Here is an 18,154-nt window from a genome sequence, read left to right on the forward strand (position 1 = left end):
ACATTATATTTGAGTTTTGTAACAAGACTTACTTCATGGATAAACCCGTTCATAAACTCTTTCTGCTCGACGCGATGGCGTTGATATATCGTGCACACTTTGCATTCATCAAAGCGCCGAGGATTACATCGAAAGGTTTAAACACCAGTGCTGTGTTTGGATTTACCAATACATTGCTGGAAGTGCTGCAAAAAGAAAAGCCCACCCACATCGGTGTCGCGTTTGATACCGCCGCCCCTACATTCCGCCACGTCCAGTTTGAAGCCTATAAAGCCCAGCGGCAGGAACAGCCCGAAGATATCACTGTGGCGATCCCGCTGGTGAAGCGACTGCTCAAAGCCATGTGCATTCCCATTCTGGAACTGGACGGTTATGAGGCCGACGATATCATCGGCACCATCGCGAAGGAAGCTTCCAATGCAGGCTTCGAGGTATTCATGATGACACCGGATAAAGACTACGGTCAGCTGGTGGAAGAACACGTTCACATTTACAAACCCGCCTTTCTCGGTAAAAGTGCGGAGGTACTCGGAGTCAACGAAATCCTGGAACGCTGGCAGATCCAGCGCATCGACCAGGTGATCGACATTCTCGGATTAATGGGCGACGCTGTCGACAACATCCCCGGAGTGCCGGGCGTAGGTGAAAAAACCGCGCAGAAACTGATTTCGGAGTACGATACCATTGAAAACCTGATCACGCACGCAGACGAGATCAAAGGAAAGCTTGGAGAAAAAATCCGCGAGAATTTTGATAAAGCAGTACTGAGCAAGCAGCTCGCCACAATCGATATCAAAGTGCCCGTCCCATTTGACGCCGAAGACCTCACCATTTGCCCGGCCAATGCAGACCAGATTGTGGAGCTCTTCGACGAATTGGAATTTAAAACGCTTAAACAGCGCGTGCTCGGCATCGGCCACCCGATACAAACCACACAGGTAACCCGGCCCGCTGCAAAAAGCCAGAAAGGTCAGCTCGATCTGTTTGGAAACCCGACGCAGGAATTGGGCAAGCAGCCCGCTATACTGAGCGAAGGTATCGCCGACGACGACGCGCCGGAACAAGCCTACGAAGACCTCAGGATACCAACAACCAGGCGCACGATCGACAACACTTTTCACAGGTACCATACGGTGGACACGCCCGAGCTCCTGAAAAGTCTGGCGTACTACCTGAACCTGCAGGACGCTTTTTGTTTTGACACAGAAACCACGTCGCTTGAAACCATCCACGCAGAGCTGGTCGGCTTGTCGTTTTCCTACCTCGCCGGGGAAGCATTTTATGTTCCCGTACCAGCGGACCGCACGGAGGCGCAAGAGATTGTCGAGTATTTCAGAGAGGTTTTTGAAAATGAAAACATTGAGAAGATCGGGCAGAATGTCAAATACGATTTGCTGATCCTGAAAAACTACGGCATTGAGGTGAAAGGGAAGCTAAGCGACACCATGCTGGCGCACTACATTCTGGAACCTGACAAGCGCCACGGAATGGATATTCTGGCAGCATCTTACCTCAACTACGATCCCGTTTCCATTACTTCGCTGATCGGCAAAAAGGGTGTAAAACAAGGAACAATGCGCGACGTGGCGATTCCGGAGATCACACAATATGCAGGCGAAGATGCAGATATTACTTTGCAGCTAAATGAGATCTTCTCGCGTGAGCTGCCGAAAGTCAATGCTTCGAAGCTGTATTATGAGGTCGAAATGCCGCTGACGAAAGTGCTTGCTTCCATGGAAAGTACGGGCGTCCGGCTTGATATCAATGCATTGCGGGAAATGTCGGCCGTGCTCGAATCGGACCTGCGGATGACGGAGTCCGAGATCTATGAAGCAGCCGGCCAATCTTTCAATATCAGCTCTCCAAAGCAGCTGGGTGAAGTTTTGTTTGAAAAAATGAAACTGATCGATAAGCCTAAGAAGACCAAGACGGGACAGTACGCAACAGGCGAGGATATCTTGTCAGACCTGGAAAATAACCACGTCATCGCGCGTAAAATACTCGATTACCGCGAGCTTCAAAAATTGAAATCGACTTACGTAGACGCACTTCCGCTGCTGGTAAGCAAGAAAAGCGGCCGCATTCACACCTCGTACAATCAGGCTGTGGCAGCAACCGGGCGTTTGAGCTCGACAAATCCCAATCTGCAGAACATTCCCATCAGAACGCCGCGCGGGCGTGAGATACGCAAGGCATTTGTGCCCGACAACGAGGAGTTCCAGATTCTTTCAGCGGATTATTCCCAGATCGAGCTGCGCATTATGGCCGCGTTCAGTCAGGACAGCAGTATGACGGAAGCTTTCAACCAGGGCCGCGATATTCACGCAACTACGGCAAGTAAAGTGTTCAAGGTCGATTTGGAAGATGTTACTTCGGATATGCGGCGCAAGTCGAAAATGGTGAACTTCGGGATTATCTATGGTATTTCTGCATTCGGACTCGCCCAGCGGCTGGGTATTGCACGTGGCGAAGCAAGCGAGATTATTCGCGCCTATTTCGAAGAATTCCCGGCTGTGAAGGGTTATATGGACCGGGTGGTAAATGAAGCGCGTGAGAAGAAATACGTGGAAACCATTCTCGGCCGGAGAAGATACCTGCCGGATATTACCTCAGGCAACCAGACCAACCGCGGCTATGCAGAGCGGAACGCGATCAATGCGCCTATTCAAGGTTCTGCGGCAGATATGATCAAGGTTGCCATGATTAATATCCACGACTGGATGCAAAAAGAGCGACTGAAATCCCGGATGATTCTGCAAGTGCATGACGAACTTGTCTTCGACGCCCACAGGGATGAAATTTCATTGTTGAAAGAAAAAGTAGACGATCTGATGCGAAATGCAATACCAATGAGCGTGAGAATGGAAACCGGCATCGGAGTCGGAGCCAACTGGCTGGAAGCGCATTGATTTGTTGATAATAACAATAAAAAACGGGCTGCCTCAGATAAGTTGAGACAGCCCGTTTTGATTCAAGCTAAGTAACCCAGATGCTTATTTCGACAACCAGACCGGCTGGTTGATATCATCTTTCCCGCCAAACTGTCTTTGAATAGAGGCGTTGTAGTTTTCCTCGTTCGTAGTACGTTCCGACAATGGATACTGCCAGCGAACCGCGATACGGCCGGAGTTACCAGTGCCCACGCCCGTCATAAACTTCGGAAAACCTGTGCGGCGGTAGTTGAAGTAAGCTTCCATACCCGAGTTCATGAAGAATGCAAGGTACTTCTGCGTTACGATCTGTTCCAGCCCTGTTACATTGTTGCCTGCATACTTCACAAGCGACTGCGCGTAGTATTCGTCAAAATTGAAGTTGATCGTATAATTCGCAAAATCAGTAGCAGCGCGACCGCCCGTTTTGGAGTAAGTCATCGTGAGAGCGCCGGTTTTTACACCATAAAACTCCTGCGAAGCCCTAATCCCTTTTTTATACCAATCCTCGGCACTTCCCGTTGCCCAGCCGCGGTTAATACCTTCCGCGATATTGAAGCACATTTCAGGATAACCGATGATGAATGCATTCTCGCCCGTGTAGTTGGAATAGTAGCGCGAGCGGCTCTGAAACGAATATTCTCCCGGAGCAAAGCCTGGCCCATTGTCTTTTCCTGCCTTGTTGGACATATCTGAAAGGTCTTCCCCTGAACTGGCGGCGATGAATGCAGAGAAGTCCGAAGGCTGCTTACCGGCTTTCAACTGAGCGCCTGCGGGCTCGGTGGTAACCATCACGCGCGGATCTTTGCGGGCTGTCAGCAAGCCGACGTAGGTTTGCGCCATATTCTGGCGGGTAGCATCGAAACCGAAGTTATCTGGGTTTGAAGGATACTTGTTGAAGATATTGAACTTGAATTCCAGGTTATCTCCCATTCCTTCCATTAAAGGATACTTGGTGGGATTGGAGATAATGTCAGCAAACTGTGATTTCACGTTCATCCCCGCCTCGTTTTCTTTTTTACTCAAACGGATCAGCATGCGCAGGCGGAAGCTGTTTACTACTTTCTGCCACTTTTTAAGATCCTCGTTCAGGTAGAAATCCCCTGTCACTTTGGTGTCACCGGCAGCGATCAAAGTGGTCATTTCTGCATTCGACTGGTCAAGCCACGTAAGGATCTGCATGTAAACCTCTTTTTGTGAATCGTATTTAGGTGTTAGTTTACCCAGGCCGAGCAATGCCTCGCTCATCGGAAGATCTCCCGCTCTCACAGACATTTGATCAAAGAAAAATGCCCTGAAAAACTTGCCCAGCGCTGAATAAACATTCACATCAGCAGCCCCGGCACGCTTGGCCTCTTCTTCCATTTTAACCACATTTTTCAATGTAGGATAGTGATCTTTGAATGTCGACCACTGGTATTCGTTATTTCCGTAATAGTTGTAATTGATCGCGTAAAACTGGTTCCAGCGCATTTCGTCGCTAAAAGGCGTCCCGATTTCGCTGTACATATCCATTTCAATTCCCTTCAAAACGAGTGAAGCGGGAGCAGTAACAGGCCGGTTAGGATCTTTTTCCAAGTCCTCGAAGCTCCTTTCGCACGACGAGAGCGTGAATGCGAAGACGGCGCTTAATCCCAGAAGTTTTATATTAAATCTCATTGTTCTGAATATTTCAAATGACAGATTAAACAGTCGGTTTGTTAAAAAGTAAGGCTCACGTTAACCCCGTAGCGGCGTACAGAAGGCGTTTGCAGGTCGGAGCTGCCGCCTGATACAAACTGGTTGAGGTCAAGGTCCTTTTTCTCAGCGAAATACAGCAGGTTCCGTCCTACGAGTGACACCGATGCATTGCGGATGAATTTGCTTCTTGTCAGCCAGGTTTGCGGCACGGTATAGCCGATCACCACTTCACGCAGCATTCCGAAAGAGCGGCTCATCAGGTTACCCTCGTCGCTGTTGTAGTAGCGGCTAACCCAGTCCTGCACGTTTTGAGCAGTTGCATTTGGTTTAAAACGCAGTTCGGAAAGGTTCGTGATCTTACCGTCAGCGTCGAAGTTCAATGCAGTTCCACCCTCAACCTGAACACCCTGACCTACATATGTCTTGTTCTCGGTGTTGTTTTTGAAAGCCTGGTAATCCGTTTCTCTGGAAGCGCCCAGCTGGCCTTGTACAAGCTCAATGTGGCGGCCGCCGCGGAAGGTTTGTTTCTGAATGTAATTAGAAATCACACCGCCAAAACGTCCGTCAAACTGGAAGCTGAAATTGACATTCTTATAGTTGAATTTGTTATTGATACCCAAAACAAACTTCGGATTTACATAGCCCAAGAATTGGTTTACAGGAGAGTAGATCGGCCGGCCTGAATCATCGTTGATAATCTGACCGTCAGCAGTTTTTGCAAAGGCACGACCATAGTACTTGTCCATTCTGTCACCCACGCGGAAGAATGTATTCAATGCATCCTGGCCAGGATAAATCTCGGTGAGCACCTCTTTGAAAGTAGAATAATTCGCTACTACGTCCCAGTTAAAGCCATTGTCAGTCCTCACAGGCGATCCCGTTACAGACGCTTCCCAGCCGGTCTTTTTCGTTTTGACACCATTCACAAGCGCCTTGCTGTAACCGGTAGTCGTTGAAATCGGCAGTTCAAAAATCCGGGGACCTTCATTGGAGGTAAAGTAAGTCACGTCAAAGCCCAGGCGGTTGTTCATGATACGCAAATCAAGTCCCACTTCGGTTTGAGATGAGGTATTCGGAACAAGTCCGGGGTTGTTCAGCTGGTCTGTAAAATAAGCACCCGGTGTATTGTTGTAGGCAAATGGAGTAGAATAAACCGCTGCATTCTTGTAGGAAGGCCCGTCGTAAGGTGATTTGTACTGATCGCCATATTCCTGCGGGTTAATGTTGTTTGCAGTAGTACCGATCGTAGACATCGTTAATCCGTCCTTTACATTCGCATAAGATCCACGCAACTTCAAAAATGAGATCACCTCAGGCAGCTGCACGTAGTCCGATATGACGGTAGATGCGGCAACGGACGGATAAAAGAAAGTATTATTTCCCGAAGGCAGCGTAGATAGTTTATCCATTCTACCCGTCGTTGAAATCGTAAAGAAATCTTTAAAAGTAAAATCGGCGGAGTAGTAAGCCGAGGCAACCCGCATAGCCGAGTTGAAGTTCTCGATCCGCACAGGATTAGCAGAGTTGCTGAAATTGTACAAACCCGGAACGTTCAGGTAATTAGTCGAACCGTAAGCTGAGTTATACTCGAAGCTACGGATGTTACCACCAAGCCAAACCTTTGCATTCAGGCCAGGAACTACATCTTTATCAAACTTCACGAGAATGTCCGTGTTGTTTTCGAAAAGGTTACGACGGTCTTCCCGATAGTCCCCGCGGCGCTCATCGCGTCCGTAAGCACCTGCCGAAAACGGCATCTTTTCTGTGCGCAGCAAACCCCAGGTAGTGATCTGCGACCGCAAAGTTGCTTCAAGGAAATCTGTAAACTGGTAAGTCATAGCAGCCTGTCCGATGATATCCGACTTCTGGTGACCTCTCAGCCACTCGTAACTCATGAAATAAGGGTTATTATAACGCTGATATTCCGCGTAAATCTGCTGGATACCCTCCTTGCCTGGCTGCCAGTAGTTGCGCATTTGATCCACATCCCAGTCAGCTCCTGCCCACAGTACGATGTTATAGATAATCGAGTTCGGACCGTAGTTTACGTCGGGAATATTCGGCGTATACTGACGGTTGTACTGCAAAGAAGAGTTGAATTTCAGCTTTTTAGAGAAATTATAGTCCGCCACCATATTAAAGTTGGTGATGTTCAGCTTGGTATTGGGCACGATACCTTTCTGGTGCGTGTGCGAAGTTGAAAAACGGAGATTGTACTTTTCACCGGAAGCAGATACCGAGATGTTATTGGTCGAAAGCAGACCCGGTTGCAGGAAACGTTTCAAATTGTCTTTTCCACGTGCTACCCAGGGAGTACCCTCGCGCTTGCCGGTAACCGGATCCACCGGGCTGTCGTACTGCGGGATCAGCTGACCTTCAAACTTAGGTCCCCATCCGCCATCATAGTCACCGTCGTTCAAACCACCGCCTTTTCCGTCGCCGAATGCATACCGGCCGTGATCACCAGGTCCGTATACGTCCTGCACCTTAGGTATGGCATAAAACCCGTTGTCGATCATAGTCGACGAATTGAAATCAACAGAAAAACCGCGTTTGTCTTTCGAGCCACGTTTTGTAGTGATCAGGATCGCGCCATTCTTTCCGCGAAAACCGTATAATGCAGAGGCAGAAGCACCCTTTAACACCGAATAAGTATCGATATCGTCCGGGCTCACGTTCCATGTATCGGAGTTAACAGGTACCCCGTCTACAACGAAAAGCACGTCAGAATTACCACGGAGCATGATATTCGGTTTACGCAGCAGCTCCGACTGGATACCTACGGTCAAGCCAGCTACTTTACCCGCCAGTGCATTGATCGCATTCGGCTCACGCGCTTTTACAACCGAACTTCCGTCCACGGTTTGAATAGCGACGCCAATGCGCCTTACATCTTTTTTGATACCCAATGCAGTAACCACCACCTCACTCAATTGTCTGAGGTCGGTACCCAGGGTCACATCCAGGTTAGTCCGCCCGTTCAGGTTAACTTCCTGAGTAGCAAATCCCAGGAACGAAAAAGTGAGAACGGACGCATTGTCGCGCACTTCGATCTTGTACTTTCCTTCTGAATCTGTGATCGTTCCATTGGTAGTACCTTTTACGATAATGCTTACACCCGGAATGGGTGCATTGTCTTCCTGGGCAGTCACTACACCTGTCACAACTGTTTGTGCGAGCGCAATGTGCGAGAACAATACGCAGGCGAGCAGGAACCCGGCTTGCCTACTTCGTCTGAGAAAATTCAGCCGCAAGTGGAAGTAAAAGTGTTTAATCATCTGACAAACGATTTGGTTGTTGTGGTTAGAGAAAATCTGTTGTATTGATACAGTTATTTCAAAGTGCAAAAGTCCGCGATAACGGAAGACTTCCTGTTAAGTATTTATTAACTTACCATAAACAAATCTGCCATCGCCAGCCAGGTCGAACTGAGAATTAAGGATGAAATCAGGAAAATCGGTTTTTGAATAATAGACAGTCAGAAGAGTAACCGCATTGCTACATTTCTCCGGTGATCGGCGCAGGACTGAGCGCAGGAAATGCGCTGACCTGGGGAGTTCTTCACAGAGATCAAATGCTCGCCGGCACTTGCATGTGATTAGCTGCAAGCACTTTAAGCTATTTTACAGCTATATTGCTATTTTATATAAAAAGAAGTAAAGTAAATAGCCGCAAGGTCAGCGGGCAGAGCGAAACGAAGTGGTATATATATGTTAATTTTCTGTTAAGCTTCACAGACAAACCACAGAACAGGCCGGGGATCGGGCGGCACATCGCTAACAGCTGAATTTAAACCTGATTAAACTTTTGTAAACGATCTGCGGGATCTATTTACGACAGTATTCGAGGGCAATTCCTCTACATGGCGCTTATAAAGAGAAAGTTAGAGTGACAAAGTAAAATGTCCAGAGTAGATAGCAGAGAAGCAATGGCACAACGGCTTTGCAAAACAACTGGAACGACCAAAGGCGCAGAAAAACGAGGCGCTTATACTTCAAAAAAGGTCGCCCAAAAGCGACCTTTTTGCCTCTCAAGAATATACTATTTAACTAAAAAATAATTACAATTATCCGGCTATATTAGGAAAAAAATTTGCGAACTTCGCTTTTTAATTGTAAACAATACACTTAATTAAGCCGATGCTTCATTTTTTCCGGAAAGTCTCTCTCCTTTTATTCGCTTGCCCGGCGGTTGTCGTGGGCCAGGGTACAAAAGGAAATTACACTCCCCTGCCTCTCAAAGATCTCAGTGCATTTGAATCCGGCAGCCCCAACTGGACAGTACAGGGCAACATTGCCATTCATCCTGCCGGATCAGCCAAGATCAAAACCCAGCCTGGCGATGGAATTCTGGTCGGTAGTCCAGGCAAGCCGATCGTAACCAAACTGAAAGCAAACGATCTCCGCTTTTATGCCGAATTCAACCTATCTCCTGGCGCCGAGGGAAACCTGATCTTGCCAGGCGGACAGAAAGTCCGCTTGTCTGACAGCAGCAAGCTGAAAGGACAGGGAACGCAGACTTCTGGGTATGTGGGCCAGTTCCCAACGCAGAATGCGGCAAAAGCGCCGGGTCTCTGGCAGACCATCGAGCTGGCTTACGACGCCTCTGTTCCGAACCTAGCTGGTTCAGCCCGCCTGAATTCACTCGCGCTGAATGGAGTGACCGTATTGGAGACGATCTACCTTCCAAGTTCGAAATCGCCGGCGGAGGGACAATCGATTGCGATGGAAGTAACAAAAGGTACTATCGCATTCAGGAATGTCGGGTACCAGCTGCTCGCAAGCCGCAAGCCATTAACATTAACCGGACTGAACTACAAAGTATACTCAGATAAATGGGACAGCAAAGAATACAGCAAGCTGGACCACGAGGGAACATCTGGTGTGCTTACCCAGGAAGTGACGAATGGAATGCGTGAATTTCACCTTGTTTATGAAGGTGATATGGAAGTAAATGAAGCTGGCGACTATATTTTCACCACCATTTACTCCGGCCCAATGCTCGACATTGAAATCGACGGCAAAAGCGTGCTCTCCGCCGGCGAAGCTACTTCGCAGGAAACGCACCAGGGTACCGTTAACCTGACCCAGGGAAAACACAAGTTTAAGCTCCATTACTCACGCTTTCCTTGGAGACAGCCTGCACTTGGGCTGAGAGTGGAGAAAGCAGGTATCAGGCCTTACGACCTGCATACACTCTCTTCGCTTCCGGAACCTGAGCCGAAACCTTACATCAGCGTTACGCCTGATATGCGGCCGGAAATGGTACGTTCATTCATTCAGGTGGACGGTGAAAAAATGAAACGCACGCATTGTATCTCAGTTGGCAGCCCCGATGGCTGGAACTACACAGTTGATCTCAATCGCGGTGCGTTGATTCAGGCGTGGCGGGGACAGTTCGCGGACGTAACCGAAATGTGGTACGAGCGCGGGGAGCCGCAATTACTATTCCCTGCGGGACTTAAAGTGCATGTTTCAGGCCGCAGCAGCTTGGCTACTCTGGAAAATAACAATGCGGCCTGGCCTGATTCTTCCAATATCAACTACCTGGGTTATAATATCAATGCGCAGGGTTATCCTGTGTTCAGGTATGCGCTGGGCGCTGCCACTGTATCTGACCAGCTTGTATCCGGCGGCAATTCGCTCTCCCGCACTTTTCAGGTTCAGGGCAATGCAGCCGCTCCGCTGTTCGCGCTGGTAGCTTCGGGTAAGCAGATCGTTGAAATCGAAAAAGGGTTATACCAAATCGATGACCGCTTTTATGTTCAGCTTGATAAGAAATACAAACCGACGATCAGACCAGCGGGAGAAGTCCAGGAGCTGATCCTACCTGTTTCGGGCACGACCAGCTATTCCATGTTTTGGTAAAATCTTTTGAACTGCATTCTTTTTAAATGAAAAATATACTCTTAACAACACTGATCTCCTTCGGCTGCCTCACCGGCTATTCTCAATCCAAACAGAATAAGGAGGACGATTTTTACCGGATTATCACAATCCCCATTCCCGAAAATATCCAAATGGAAGTGGGCGGAATGGCGGTACTGCCCGACGGTCGACTCGCTACGTCAACCCGCCGCGGCGAAGTGTGGCTCATTGGTAACCCCTATCTGAAAGGCGACGGCAAACCATCATTCAACAGATTTGCTTCCGGCCTGCACGAGCCGCTTGGACTATTATACCGCGGCAAAGATTTCCTGATCTCGCAGCGCGGCGAGGTAACCAGACTGGCCGATACCAACAATGACGGTGTGGCCGATGTTTACGACTCATTCGCAAAATGGCCGCTTTCTGGTAACTATCACCAGTATTCGTACGGACCGGTGGCAATGCCGAACGGCGAGCTGCTCGTGACTCTTAACCTTGACTGGGTAGGTCGAGGCGCAAGTCAGTCCAAATGGCGCGGCTGGATGCTCAAACTGGGCGAAGATGGTAAACTTACCCCCTTCGCAACCGGCCTTCGTTCTCCCTCGGGCTTCGGCTCTTACAAGGGTGACATTTTCTACACCGAAAACCAGGGCGACTGGGTAGGTTCCGGCAGAATGACGCATCTGGAAAAAGGTGACTTCGCAGGTAACCCAGCAGGATTGAAATGGAGCAAGGAAGAAGGATCGCCGGTAAAGCTGGGTGCAAGCGATATCCCGAATACAGGCGAGCCGCTTTATGATGTGGCCAAGAAGGTGCCAGGTATTAAACCGCCGGCAGTCTGGTTTCCGCATACGATCCTGGGTATCTCCACTTCCGACTTCAAAGAAGATGTGACCAATGGCAGCTTCGGTCCATTCACGGGACAAATGTTCGTGGGCGACCAGGGGCACAGTATCATCACCCGCGTTGATCTTGAAAAAGTCAATGGCGTTTGGCAGGGTACCGTTTTCCCATTCCGTGAAGGGTTCATGTCAGGCATCCTGCGCCTGGAATGGGGCTTGGACGGTTCTTTGTTTGTGGGACAAACGAGCCGCGGCTGGTCTGCAACAGGTAAGTCTAACTTCGGTATCCAGCGACTGGTGTGGACAGGTAAAATGCCATTTGAAATGAAAACAGTGCGCTCAACGCCCGACGGTTTCGAAATCACTTTTACCAGCCCGATTGACAAAGCAGCGGCCGCCAGTCAGGATGCCTACAAGCTGAGCAGCTTCACTTACAAATACCACTCTACTTACGGCAGCCCGATCGTCAATACGCAGGATGTTCCATTGAAGGGAATTGTGGTAGCAGAAGACGGCTTGCGTGTGCGGCTGGTAGTTGATCCTGCCGTACTCAGAAAAGGTTACGTTCACGAGATCAAAGCAGAAGGGATTAAGTCTGCGGAGGGCAACTCACTGCTGCATGCCACAGGTTACTACACGCTCAACGAGATCGCATCAGGAAACCCAGTGGCGGCAAGCCAGTTTACAACTACTGTAAAAGCCGTTGCGGTTGACCACAGCGCGCATACCGGAGCTACTACTTCTGAAACGACCGCCAACACAGCTGCTTCGGCGAAAAGGGTAACCGAGATGCCGTCAAGCTGGACAACTGGTCCTGACCAGACGATCACGATCGGGACTGTTCCCGGGTTGAAGTTTGACATATCAGAAATCCAGGTGAAAGCCGGTTCAAAAATCAGGATCGTTTTCAACAACAATGACGATATGCTGCACAACCTGGTGATCACCAAGCCCGGTACTGCGAATGCAGTCGGCGAAGCAGGTTTGAACCTGGGCTTGAAAGGCTCTGAAATGAGCTACGTACCAAGAACGAACGACGTACTTTTCCATAGTAACATCGTAGAGCCGGAGAAATCCGAATCCATTTATTTCGTTGCTCCAAAACAAACCGGCACTTACCAGTATGTTTGCACCTTCCCAGGGCATTACACGCTCATGCAAGGCAAACTGAAAGTAGTCAGGTAATTCAATATCAATATCTTCTCCGCAGGACCAACTCTCACCCCGGTCCTGCGGATTTTTTTTCAAAAATTTTTAACCTGCATAATAGATCCTTGGCAAAAGGAGATTTATAACTCCGCCTGCTTTAAGTAGCATAATTCTTTGAATAAATTAAACAAACCTCCGTCTGTAATTTGCGCAAAGAAGCTACTTCATACGATCCAATCGACCTTGACGTGCGACTCTGGAAGCGGTTTAAAGCCGGCGACCCGGAGGCAATGGGCCTACTCGCCCAGATCCATTACCGCGCACTCTACAATTATGCCAACAAATTCTCCTGCGATCCCGATTTTATACGCGACGCAATCCAGGAACTTTACCTTGATCTTTGGGAGCGGCGAACTTTCCTCAGCGAAACTGCTTTTGTAAAATCCTACCTGCTCAAAGCATTGAGGCACCGGCTGATCAAGGAGAGTATGCGCCTGAAAAAATTTCAGGAGCCTGAATCTGCATTCTTCGATGAAGAACACTCGGACCCTTCCATTGAAACAGATATTATCGCCAACGAAAACCTGCGGCACCAGCAGGGCCGACTGAAACAGATCATTTCCCTCCTTTCAAAAAGACAGCAGGAGATTATTTACCTGCGGTTTTACCAGAATCTGGACAACGAAGAAATCGCCAATATCATGGGCCTGGGGCGGCAAAGTGTCGCGAACCTGCTTTCTCGGACGCTTAAAGAGATCAAGCAGATCTGGGTTCCCGCAGAATTCTTCTGGCTACTGCTCATGAGCCTCACCGCCATTTAAGACTAGCGAGGTGCGCTTTGCTGCAAGCAATCAAATGGTAAATACCCCGCTGCAAACCCGGTATTCAGCAGTTTTATAATTATATCAAAAATTTTTTGATTTTTTTGGTTATAACCTTCCTCTAAACTGACATAGTGTTTAAAGAGCAAGAAGTCTGTCTGGCTATTTCTCAAATCTTACGCTATGATCAATTATCGGACCTACACGGTTGAAGAACTGGCAAGTGACGAAATGTTCCGCCGCTGGGTCAATGATCCAACGCCCGAGCTGAATTGCTTCTGGTCGCAATGGATCCACGAAAATCCGGACAAATCGCACACCGTCAGTCTCGCGAGAGAATTGGTGATTGCTGTGCATGAGTTGTACAGGGAGGAGCTCACTGAAGAGATGCTGCTCCAGGAAATCGATGAGATTGTCAGGATTGCATCGGATCGCAAACACACCAATCCCTGGCGTATATACCTCCCCGCAATTTGGAGGGCAGCGGCCGCATTCGTGCTGATATCCGGACTTAGTCTCGCCTACTACAACGCCCGGCTCGTACCTAAAATCCAGGAAGCAGCACAAACGGGAAAACCGCTCTTTCACGGAATTGCCATGCTGGTTAAATCGAATGATAGCCAGGAAGAAATGACAGTGCTGCTCAGCGACAATACGGTGGTCACATTGGCAAAAGGAAGCTCAATTACTTACCCGAAAGCATTCACAGGCAGCGAGCGGCGCGTTTACCTGCGTGGCGAGGCATTTTTCGATGTGAGCCGGAATGAACAGCAGCCGTTCCTGGTATACACAGGCGAAACGGTCACCAAGGTTCTTGGAACAAGTTTCCGGATCAAAGCATTTGACGGCGACAATACCGAGCTCATCGCCGTAAAAACCGGAAAAGTCACTGTTTTTGCCAAAAAACAATATGAAACCGCAAAACGGAAGCGCGAGAAAGCAGTACCCGGAGTTATCCTCACACCCAACCAGCAGGTTGTATATCTCAGGAAAGAAGGCCGGCTCGAAAGGGGCGCAGTAAGCCAGCCTGGAATGCTCGTGGAATCAAATGTGGCCAGGACGCAGCTTTTCGACGATAAGCCTGTTCCGGAGGTATTGGATGCGCTTCAAAAATTGTACGGAATAGAGATCCGGTTTGATAAAGATCTGCTGGCTAACTGCCGCATCTATGCACAGTTCGACGATGAGAATCTGAAACAAAGAATGAATGCCATCTGCCAGGCTATTGGCGCCACTTACGAAATGGTGGACGGGCGGCTTGTTATTACCTCAAAAGGCTGTATCTGAGTACAGCGACATATCTTTTCAATTACATAACAAACTATTAACAGATGAAAAAACATCGACGCACATCCTGGCAGGTTTGCCGGCTTTTAAGAATATCATTATATCAACTTTTTCTTGCTTTAATCTGCGTTTGTGTTGCAAATGCAGAGGGACAGGACATTTTGAACCAGCGCATTACGCTCCAAGTAAATAACCAGGAGATCAAGACGGTGCTGACCAGGTTGAACAAACTTACTCAGGTAAAGTTCACCTACAATTCGGCCCTGATCAAACCACAGCAGAGAGTTTCTGTGAACGCGGTGGAAAAGCCGCTTTCGGACGTGCTCGATGAGCTTTTGAAACCATTGAATGTGAGTTACAAAATTGAGGGGAAACAAATCATCCTGCTGAAAAACAATCCTGAGCCCACAGGGAGCGGGGTAATGCGGCCAATTCAGCCAGGTATCGACCGGAATGTCAGCGGGAAAGTTTCAGACGAGAAAGGCCAGCCACTGCCGGGTGTAAGTATCGTGCTCAAAGGTTCGAAAGCGGGCACCGCTACAAATACGGAAGGCACCTACCAGCTGAGTGTGCCCGATGCAGGCGGCGTTCTGATCTTTTCATACGTGGGCTATACCCCACAGGAGGTCACATTGGGAAGCCAGTCTGTGTACGACGTGAGCTTGCAGCCCGATGTGCGTAACCTGGAAATGGTAGTAGTTACCGCGCTCGGGATCAAGAGAGACGCGAAGAAGCTTGGATATTCTACCGCCACCATTGACACAGAAGAACTTACTACCAATCGTACAACCAACCTGGGGAATAGTCTGCAGGGAAAAGTGGCAGGATTGAATGTAACCCCGCCGGCGAGCGGCCCGGGCGGCTCGACCAAGATCCGTATCCGCGGGCAATCCTCATTTGGCGGCAATAACTCGCCTCTGATCATTGTTAACGGCGTTCCGATCAATAACAGCAGCGTTTCTGCCGGCGGCTCCAGCGGAAATGGAACAGGTAACCCCACCGGCGGATCTTCCGATGCCGGAGACGGTCTGCAAAGCATTAACCAGGACGATATCGAGTCGATGACGGTGCTGAAAGGTGCAGCAGCGGCGGCATTGTACGGTTTTCGCGCGAAGGATGGCGCCATTATCATCACTACCAAAAGCGGCAGTAAAACGACGGGCATAGGCGTTGAGATCAACTCCAACTTTCAGGCCCAGGAAGCATTGGACTACACTGATTTCCAGTACGAATACGGACAAGGTGAATTTGGTAAACGTCCGACAAGCGTCGCTGAGGCGCAGAGCTCGGGCGTGTTTGCATTTGGCGAGCGTTTTGACGGCGCGCCCACTCCGCAGTTTGACGGAAGCACCCAACCCTATTCCCCACACAAAGACCGCATTAAGAAGTTTTATCGCACGGGGACCAGCTTCACGAATTCCATTGCGCTTTCCGGTGGGAATGAGAAGGGTAACTTCCGCCTTTCATTCGCCAACACGGACGCAAATGCGATCATGCCCAATTCAGATTACCACAAGCGCATATTCAATCTTGGTCTGAATTATAAATTTGCAAAAAAGCTGTCTGCGCAGGTTAATGCTAACTATTCAAACGAATACAATAAGAACCCGCCGCAGATCGGGATCCAGGATATGAACGCGAATACGACGATCTATACACTTGCAACCAGCATTGACACGGATTGGCTGAAAAACAGGAAGGATGCAAATGGAAACGAAATGCCGCTTTCCCGGTTTACAAACCGCAACAACCCTTACTGGGTGGCTTACGACCGCTTTGAGAATGTGCGGCGCGACCGGATTTTTGGAAATACATCATTAAGATACGATTTCACCGACTGGCTCTTCATCCAGGGCCGCATTGGTCAGGATTATTTCACACGTCCCTACAACTACAACCGGCCAACCGGCACAAGGTCGATCGGGGCAGTAGCTACCGGCTTCAATGGATATTACTACCAGGACGTAGCTACATTCCGAGAGCGCAATGCAGATTTCCTGATCGGCGCTAACCGCACTTTTGGGGATTTCGGCATTGACATCACATTAGGCGGCAACTCGATGCTGCAGATCAATGATAATATCTCCACGGCGGTGACGAATTTTTATGTACGGGATTTGTATACAATAGCCAACGGGCAGATCAAAAATCCCAATTACAATTACAGCAAGAAGAAAGTAAACTCACTCTACGGAGCAGCCGAGTTTTCGTATAAAGGATTTTTGTTTGTGAATGTAACTGGCCGAAATGACTGGTTTTCGACTTTAAACCCGCAATCCAACAGTTACCTCTACCCTTCCGTGAGCGGAAGCTTTGTATTCAGTCAGGCATTTAACAATGCGCCTGCGTGGCTGAGTTATGGTAAACTAAGAGCAGCCTATGCCGAAGTGGGCGGGGATACCGATCCGTATTCCAATAATCTTTACTACGGGATCAATGCCAATCCTTTCAATGGAACTGCATTGGGAAACCTGCCTTCGACCGTCAGTCCGAATGCCAACCTGCGTCCCCTTAAAGTGAAGGAGACCGAAGTAGGACTTGAAATGAAAACGTTCGACAGCCGCTTCAACATAGACCTTTCATTCTACCGCAAGAATACGGTCGACGAAATCCTGAACGTCGATATTTCAAATACCTCGGGTTTCAGTCAGACCAAGGTAAACGTCGGCAAGCTGCGCAACCAGGGAGTCGAATTCCTTGTAACGCTGGTTCCCGTAAGAACCGACGGATTTACCTGGGAAACGAGCTTCAACGGCAGCTACAACATCAGCAAAGTACTGGAACTGGCGCAGGGACAACCTCGGTTTGACGTCGGCCAGGGAGAATTCTTCGGCATTGTTTCTCATGAAAAAGGCCAGCCACTGGCTTCGCTGCGCGGGTTCGACTACAAACGGGATGAGCAGGGCCGCATAGTTACTTCGGGCGGGTTGCCGCAGCAGGGTCAGCTGGTCACATTCGGCAGTGCGATCCCGAAATGGGTTGGCGCATGGGTGAACACGATCAATGTAAAAGGGATCAGGATCGGGACACAGATCGACTTTAAAGCCGGCCACAAGATCCTCTCCAACTCCAACCTGAACTTCCTGCGGGAGGGACTTTCGAAGCCATCGCTGGTAGGCCGGGAAGGCGGCGTATTGTTCGAGGGAGTTACAGCTGAGGGCCTGCCTAATGCACAAAGAGTTGAAGCTGAACAGTTTTACACAGCTTACCGCAGTACCAACCTCGCAACCCCATTTGTTTACAACGGGGCGTTTGTGCGATGGAGAACACTTTCCATTGGTTACGACCTTTCCCGCTTTGTACGCGACAGAACCTTCGTCAAAGGACTGAGCATCTCGGCCATGTGCAACAACGTGCTTTTAATCAAAAAATACATAGACAATCTCGACCCGGAAGCACAAGTATCAGCCTCAGATAACCTCCAAGGCATAGAAACCCACACCCTGCCAACAACAAGAAGTTACGGGGTTAATTTGAATTTAAAGTTTTAGGGAAAGGGAGGAACGGGAGGATGGAGGAAAGGGAGGAAGAAGGAAGGCTCACTCATCGCCCAACGACCCGGTCAGTCATTCACTCAT

General features: G+C 49.1%; 8 protein-coding genes. 6 read left to right on the top strand and 2 right to left on the bottom strand.

Annotated elements, in window-relative coordinates; all coding sequences use genetic code 11:
* Window positions 1-35: 35 nt before the first annotated feature.
* A complete protein-coding gene (gene polA, locus Q369_RS0111405; RefSeq protein ID WP_031527935.1) occupies window positions 36-2,909 on the top strand; it encodes a DNA polymerase I in 2,874 nt (957 codons plus the stop codon).
* Window positions 2,910-2,993: 84 nt separating this feature from the next.
* On the opposite strand, the gene Q369_RS0111410 is transcribed toward polA, so the two are convergent.
* Together Q369_RS0111410 and Q369_RS0111415 are read right to left on the bottom strand one after the other, a co-directional pair.
* Complete coding sequence (locus Q369_RS0111410; RefSeq protein WP_031527936.1) at window positions 2,994-4,589, bottom strand: SusD/RagB family nutrient-binding outer membrane lipoprotein; 1,596 nt, start codon at window positions 4,587-4,589, stop codon at window positions 2,994-2,996.
* A gap of 41 nt (window positions 4,590-4,630) precedes the next feature.
* On the bottom strand, window positions 4,631-7,888 hold the full coding sequence (locus Q369_RS0111415; protein ID WP_084165724.1) for a SusC/RagA family TonB-linked outer membrane protein: 3,258 nt from the start codon (window positions 7,886-7,888) through the stop codon (window positions 4,631-4,633).
* 861 nt (window positions 7,889-8,749) lie between these two features.
* On the opposite strand from Q369_RS0111415, the gene Q369_RS0111420 reads away from it, so the two are divergent.
* The 5 genes from Q369_RS0111420 (at window position 8,750) to Q369_RS0111440 (ending at window position 18,067) form a co-directional block, all read left to right on the top strand.
* Window positions 8,750-10,477, top strand: coding sequence for a 3-keto-alpha-glucoside-1,2-lyase-like domain-containing protein (locus Q369_RS0111420; protein ID WP_031527938.1), 1,728 nt, complete (start codon window positions 8,750-8,752; stop codon window positions 10,475-10,477).
* A gap of 26 nt (window positions 10,478-10,503) precedes the next feature.
* On the top strand, window positions 10,504-12,504 hold the full coding sequence (locus Q369_RS0111425) for a plastocyanin/azurin family copper-binding protein (RefSeq protein ID WP_031527939.1): 2,001 nt from the start codon (window positions 10,504-10,506) through the stop codon (window positions 12,502-12,504).
* A gap of 170 nt (window positions 12,505-12,674) precedes the next feature.
* Window positions 12,675-13,289 (top strand): RNA polymerase sigma factor, encoded by a 615-nt coding sequence (locus Q369_RS0111430; protein WP_051664030.1) that lies wholly within the window; start codon window positions 12,675-12,677, stop codon window positions 13,287-13,289.
* Window positions 13,290-13,472: 183 nt separating this feature from the next.
* Window positions 13,473-14,576 carry a FecR family protein gene (locus Q369_RS0111435; protein ID WP_031527941.1) on the top strand — a complete coding sequence of 368 codons (1,104 nt, stop codon included), beginning with the start codon at window positions 13,473-13,475 and terminating at the stop codon, window positions 14,574-14,576.
* A 44-nt stretch (window positions 14,577-14,620) separates the two neighbouring features.
* Entirely contained in the window at window positions 14,621-18,067 is a 3,447-nt protein-coding gene (locus Q369_RS0111440) for a SusC/RagA family TonB-linked outer membrane protein (RefSeq protein ID WP_031527942.1), read from the top strand.
* Window positions 18,068-18,154 lie beyond the last annotated feature (87 nt).

It is taken from the genome of Dyadobacter crusticola DSM 16708 (genome assembly GCF_000701505.1).
In the GTDB taxonomy this organism is placed as follows: Bacteria; Bacteroidota; Bacteroidia; order Cytophagales; family Spirosomataceae; genus Dyadobacter; species Dyadobacter crusticola.